Origin of the sequence: Myxococcus sp. AB056 (assembly GCF_006547365.1) — a bacterium.
Lineage (GTDB): Bacteria > Myxococcota > Myxococcia > Myxococcales > Myxococcaceae > Myxococcus > Myxococcus virescens.
In genome coordinates this window covers 1-5,942 of sequence record NZ_VHLB01000173.1, presented here as the reverse complement: position 1 = coordinate 5,942, position 5,942 = coordinate 1, and the positions used below count along the sequence as shown (strand labels likewise).

Here is a 5,942-nt window from a genome sequence, read left to right as displayed (position 1 = left end):
GTATAAGAGACAGGCGCCGGCTCCCGCGGCCCCAGCCCCCGCGGCGACGGGCGGCCTCAAACCCGCGCCCACCACGGGCGGGCGCAAGCCGCGCATCCTCATCGTGGATGACAGCGAGATGACGGCCCGCATCATCGAAGCGGACCTGGTGGCCAAGGGCTTCGAGGTCCACGTCGCGGACACCGCCGACAAGGCCACGAAGATCATCCTCAAGAAGCAGACGCGCCCGGACCTGGTGCTGCTGGACGTGCGCATGCCCAACGTGAACGGCGAGCAGTTCTGCCGCTTCATCAAGAGCAACAGCCTCTTCAAGGGCATCAAGGTGCTGCTGTGCTCGGGTGAGAACGTCGAGGAGTTGCAGCGCATCTGCCGCGAGGCGGGCGCCGACGGCTACATCCCCAAGGACGCGGTGATGGGCAACCTGGTGGCCAAGGAGCTGATGCCCACCGGTAACGAGTAGTCCCCAGGGGCTGCGTCGCGGCCCCTCCTGGCGCGTCCCCCCGAGGCCGCGCCACCTGCCTCCCGAGGACGGAGCGCCCACCAGGCCTCCCTCCGGCGGGGAAGGAACGCCCTCCCCCGCCCCCAGGCGCTACCGGACCCCGGCCGCGTTCTCGCGCTCTTCCAGCCCGCGCGCGAAGTTGCCCACGATGAGCCCCGGGCGTGCCGCCTTCAGCCGCTGAAGCAGCGTGCGGATGCCCACCGGCTCTCCTCCCGCGCCGCGCTCGCGCGCCACTTCCAGGTACTGCAGCGGGTCAATGCACAGCGAGCGCGTCTGAACCTGGTCCACGCGGTACTTCTTCACCAGCCGCTCCAGCGCCCGCACCTCGCCCTCGCGGTCGGTGACGCCGGGGAACAGCAGCAGGTTCAGCGCCAGGTACGCGCCGCGCTCACGCGCCAGGGCGATGGAGGCCTCCACGTCCTCCCAGCCGTACTTCACCGGCTTGTAGTAGGCCTCGTAGAGGTCCTTCACCGCCGAGTTGAGCGACACGCGGATGGCGTCCAGCCCCGCGTCGAAGAGGGCCTCCAGGCCGCGCGTGAGGCTGGCGTTGGTGTTGATGTTGATGGAGCCCGCCTGCGTGCGCGCCCGCATGTAGCGGATGGCCTCGGCAATCTGCTTCCAGCGCGTGAGCGGCTCGCCCTCGCAGCCCTGGCCGAAGCTCACCATGGTGCGCCCCGGCGCGTGCTCCAGGTGGAAGAGGCCAATCTGGCCCATCTCCTCTCCCGTGGGCCCGTCATCCATGCGCTCGTGCGACGCCGGCGGGCCGTCCGCCGGCTGGTCGGAGATGCAGCCCACGCAGCGCGCGTTGCACATGACGGACGCGGGGATGGCGGCCTCGTCACGCACGTAGAAGGTGTTCTGCGACGTGAAGCACCGATAGAGCATCGCGCACGTCTTGAGCTGCTTCAGCACCCGGTTGTCCGGGAAGCGCGCCATGTGCTTCGCCACCAGGTCCTTCATGTCCGGCGTGGAGAACCGCTCCGGATCCCAGTGGGAGCGACGGTCCGTATGGATGGCCCACGCCACCGGCCCCTCTCCCACCCAGGCTGCGGCGGTGTACGCCCACTGCGGCAGCACGGGGCCACTGCCCTTCACCTCGCCGGGGAGGAAGGTGCGCGTGTAGCCGGGGGGCAGCAGCGCGCCCACTGCGTTGGGGACAAACGACTTGCCCCCCACCTTCATCTCCCGGACGAGCTCCAGCTCCCCCGTCTCCGGATGCAGGCCCACCGGGAGGCGCCCTGGCAGGTGGACGAGCCGCCCGGAGGACGGCAGCGGAATGGGCTTGTCCTGCGGAGGAACGAGCTCTTCGCCGCTGCGCAGCGTGGCGAGCAGGTACGGATGTTCCATCACCCGTCCCTTGGGGTCCGCGAATAGGAGCTTCGGAGCAGACGTCATGTCCCTGCTAACTAACACGAGCGGCGCACGCTTCATCACGCATCGCATCCAACGCCTCGCGTCATGTCTTCAGGGGTGTTTGACGCAAATGGCGCTCACGCCGGGCTGTCCGCCCGCGCCTTGATTCCCCCTTGGGCCCTCGTTAGGGTCCGCGCGCCTTTTTACGTCCCCCTCTCGGAGGCAGTCGTGATCGTCGGAGTTCCCAAGGAGATCAAAACCCGCGAGTACCGCGTCGGCATGGTGCCGGCTGGCGCCGCCGCCCTCATCGCCGCGGGTCACACGGTCCTGATCGAGACGAACGCCGGCGTTGGCTCCGGCATCCCCGATTCGGAGTACCAGCGCGTCGGCGCACAGATCGTCTCCACCGCGGACGAGGTCTGGAAGCGCGCGGAGATGATCATCAAGGTCAAGGAGCCCATCGCGCCCGAGTACGCGCGCATCCAGCCGGGCCAGATCATCTATACGTACTTCCACCTGGCCGGCGTGGACCCGGAGCTGACCAAGACGCTGCTCCAGAAGAAGGCCGCGGCCGTGGCCTATGAGACGCTGCAGCCGGACGACGGCAGCCTGCCGCTGCTCAAGCCCATGAGCGAGGTGGCCGGAAAGATGGCCATCCAGGTGGGCGCCAAGTGCCTGGAGCGGGCCCACGGCGGCAAGGGCATCCTCCTGGGCGGCGTGCCCGGCGTGCGCCGGGGCCGCGTCACCGTCATCGGCGGCGGCGTGGTGGGCCTGTGTGCCGCCAAGGTGGCGGTGGGCATGGGCGCCGAGGTCACCATCATCGACGTCAACATGGAGCGCCTCACCTACCTGGATGACGTGTTCCTCGGCCGCGTCGGCGTGCTGGCCTCCGACTCGGAGAGCATCTCCCGCTCCGTGCGTGAGGCCGACCTCGTCGTGGGCGCGGTGCTCATCCCCGGTCGCAAGGCCCCGAAGCTCGTCTCCGAGGCCCTCATCGCGGAGATGAGCCCGGGCTCCGTGGTGGTCGACGTGGCCGTGGACCAGGGTGGCTGCATCGAGACGTGCAAGCCCACCACCCACGACAACCCCACGTTCGAGGTCCACGGCGTCGTCCACTACTGCGTCGCCAACATGCCCGGCGCCGTGCCGCAGACGTCCACCTACGCCCTCACCAACGTCACCCGCCCCTATTCGCTCCGGATCGCCAACCTGGGCCTGGCGGCGGCCGTGAAGGAGGACCGCGCCCTCGCGCGTGCGATGAACACCTACAACGGCCACGTCACCTACGAGGCCGTCGCGAAAGACATGGGCTACGCCTACATGCCCATCGCGGACGCGCTCGCCGGCAAGTAAGCCCGGTAAGCAGGCAAACGACGCAGTCCCTGGCGGGGAGGTTCGGATAGCGACATCCGGCCTCCCCGTTCGTTATCTCTGCTAGGGAATATGTTTCCCTGGCCGGCGTCGTGTATTCCCGAAGCGGGCGTCCGGGCGGGTGTCGTGGGATGCCGTTGTTGCCCTGGTTGTTCCCGTGCATACATTTGACGGGTAAGCGACAACTCATTCCCCTTTTGTTTCGGGCCCTTGGAAGGCGGGACATGTTGGATTTCAGGCAACCCAACCGGACGAAGCAGGAATTCGAAGAGCTGGCGCTAGCCCATCTGGACCCGCTCTATTCGGCGGCGCTGCGCCTGACGAAGAACGAGCGCGACGCCGAGGACCTGGTGCAGGACACCTGCATGCGGGCGTACCGCTTCTTCGACAAGTTCGAGCGCGGGACGAACATCAAGGCCTGGCTCTTCAAGATTCTCACCAACACCTTCATCAACCGCTACCGGCGGAAGGTGAAGGAGCGCACGGTGGTGGAAGGCGTGGAGCGCGAGGCCGTCCACGAGCGCTTCGTGAGCCGGGACGCGACGGACTTCGCGGCCAACCCCGAGCAGTACTTCTTCGACCGGCTCCTGTCGGATGACGTGCTGCGGGCCATTGACGCGCTGCCCATCGACTTCCGGCTGGTGGTCATCCTCGCGGACCTCCAGGAGTTCTCCTACAAGGAGATCGCGGAGATTCTCGAGTGCCCCGTGGGCACGGTCATGAGCCGCCTGTTCCGCGGGCGCAAGCTCCTGCAGAAGAACCTGCGTGAGTACGCCGAGGGCCAGGGCGTATTCCGGCACGACGGGGAGCCGGTGAACGCCCCCGCGGACCTGGAAGAGTATCGCCACAGGAAGAAGACAGGGTAGAAACCCGTTCCTAGCGCGCGCCATGAACTGCCAGGACCTCGACCGGCTGCTCTATCCCTACCTCGACGGCGAATTTCAGCCCGAGGAACGAGTGGACCTCGAAACCCACCTCTCCGGGTGCGCTGAATGCCGGCGCCGCGCGGAGGAAGAGAAGCAGATGCAGCAGGCGCTGCGGCGAGCCGCGCGCCACTCCGTCTCAGGCATGCGGGCCCCCGCCTCGCTCCGGGCCGGCATCCAAGTGGGCCTCAAGCAGGAGCAGCGCCGCGTCCAGTTCGGCGTCTGGCTGCGCGCGGGGGCCATGGCGTTGGTGGTGGTGACGGTGGGCGGCGGCTGGGCCGCGTTCCACGCCGAGCAGCAGCTGAGCGCGGCCAGGACGGAAGCGGTGCAGCGTCACAGCAAGAGCAAGGCGCTCCCCTTCGAGATTGCCTCCAACACGCCGGAGCAGGTGGAGGAGTGGTTCAAGGACAAGGTGGATCCGCGCATCACCGTCCCGCAGATCCCCAAGGCGAAGCCGCTGGGTGGGCGCATCTCCATCCTCAACGGCCGCGAAGTCGCGTACATCAGCTACGAGACCCTTCCGGACAACGAAGGTGAGCCGAGCCGCCGCTTGGGCGTCTTCGTGCTCCCTGGCGACAACGAGGTCGTCATCCCGAAGTTCCAGGCCCTGCAAGCCGTGGAAGTGGACTCCGCGCAGGGCTTCAACGTCGTCACCTGGCGCGACGATGAAATCGTCTACGAGATGGTGACGGACATGGACGAAAGCGACATCCGTCGGATGCTCGCCGAGCGCGACAGCGGTGAGAAGATCGCGCGCAAGTCCGCGCCGGAGGCCGACGAGCCGCTGTATTCGCTCCCGCCCGCGCCGCGCACGCCGCACTCCTGGCCTCCCATCTCCATCGAGCCGGTGACGTACCCTCAGTGACGGAAACGTCGGCTGTGTGACGGCGCTTGCCCGCTCCCCGGGCAGCCGGAATTCCGCTCGGTCCGAACATTGACGCTCCCGCGCATGGCCGATAGCCTCGACGCACATCATCACCTTGCGCGTCGCGGCCGGTAGGGCGTTTGTGCGCGCCGCACACCAGGACGGGCCGTCCCTCCATGTCGAAGAAAATCCTGATCGTCGAAAGCGACACCGCGCTCTCCGCCACCCTGCGCTCGGCCCTGGAGGGCCGGGGCTTCACGGTCGACGAGACGACCGACGGCAAGGGCAGTGTGGAGCAGATCCGCAGGGACCGACCGGACCTCGTGGTGCTCGCGGTGGACCTGTCCGCGGGACAGAACGGCTACCTCATCTGCGGCAAGCTGAAGAAGGACGATGACCTCAAGAACGTCCCCATCATCATCATCGGCAACCCGGACGGCTTCGCGCAGCACCGCAAGCTGAAGGCCCACGCCGACGAGTACGTCGCCAAGCCGGTGGACGCGGATCAACTGGTGGAGCGCGCGGGCGCGCTGATCGGCTTCCCCGAGCTGCCCGCCACCGAGGACGTCGTCGACGAGAGCCTCACGCTGGACGCGCTCGGTGACGAGCCGATGACGGCGGACTTCGGCGAGGAGATCTCCGTGGAGACCGCGGAGGAGCCTTCCGTCACGGGGGAGGAGCTGGACCTGGACGCCGCTTTCGGCGACCTGTCCGCGCCCGAGGAGACGCCGTCCTTCGAGGAAGAAGTCGTCGTCGCGCCGCCCGAGGCGGTGGTGGAAGGCGTGGAGGAGGACTTCTCCACGCTCGACTCGCTGGGCACCGACTCGGAGGATCCGCTCGAGGGGCTGGATGACGCCTCCGACGAGAAGACGGTCATCGGCTTCATCGCTCCGGCCCCCGTGGCCGCGCCTCCGCCCGAGCCGCCCCGCGC

6 protein-coding genes are annotated in these 5,942 nt (G+C 68.0%); 5 read left to right on the top strand and 1 reads right to left on the bottom strand.

Features of this window, described 5'->3' with window-relative positions; all coding sequences use genetic code 11:
• Positions 1-460: PleD family two-component system response regulator (locus FMP39_RS36685; RefSeq protein ID WP_141594583.1), on the top strand; the 460-nt coding region annotated here is incomplete at its 5' end.
• 129 nt (positions 461-589) lie between these two features.
• On the opposite strand, the gene FMP39_RS36680 is transcribed toward FMP39_RS36685, so the two are convergent.
• Positions 590-1,894 (bottom strand): radical SAM protein, encoded by a 1,305-nt coding sequence (locus FMP39_RS36680; RefSeq protein ID WP_141594582.1) that lies wholly within the window; start codon positions 1,892-1,894, stop codon positions 590-592.
• A 186-nt stretch (positions 1,895-2,080) separates the two neighbouring features.
• Here FMP39_RS36680 and ald point away from each other — a divergent pair, with 186 nt between their 5' ends.
• The 4 genes from ald to FMP39_RS36660 form a co-directional block, all read left to right on the top strand.
• Positions 2,081-3,205, top strand: a complete 1,125-nt coding sequence (gene ald / locus FMP39_RS36675; RefSeq protein WP_141594581.1) for an alanine dehydrogenase — start codon at positions 2,081-2,083, stop codon at positions 3,203-3,205.
• 242 nt (positions 3,206-3,447) lie between these two features.
• Entirely contained in the window at positions 3,448-4,089 is a 642-nt protein-coding gene (locus tag FMP39_RS36670; RefSeq protein ID WP_011554150.1) for a sigma-70 family RNA polymerase sigma factor, read from the top strand.
• Positions 4,090-4,111: 22 nt separating this feature from the next.
• The gene (locus tag FMP39_RS36665) at positions 4,112-5,011 is read left to right on the top strand and encodes an anti-sigma factor (RefSeq protein ID WP_141594580.1); all 900 of its coding nucleotides are present in this window, start codon (positions 4,112-4,114) and stop codon (positions 5,009-5,011) included.
• Positions 5,012-5,187: 176 nt separating this feature from the next.
• On the top strand, positions 5,188-5,942 hold a 755-nt coding region (locus FMP39_RS36660), incomplete at its 3' end, for a PleD family two-component system response regulator (protein ID WP_141594579.1).

Excerpts from the sequence above, each read along its gene's own strand:
- FMP39_RS36680 (WP_141594582.1), bottom strand. The coding sequence starts at position 1,894 with ATGACGTCTGCTCCGAAGCTCCTATTCGCGGACCCCAAGGGACGGGTG.
- FMP39_RS36670 (WP_011554150.1), top strand. The coding sequence starts at position 3,448 with ATGTTGGATTTCAGGCAACCCAACCGGACGAAGCAGGAATTCGAAGAG.
- FMP39_RS36665 (WP_141594580.1), top strand. The coding sequence starts at position 4,112 with ATGAACTGCCAGGACCTCGACCGGCTGCTCTATCCCTACCTCGACGGC.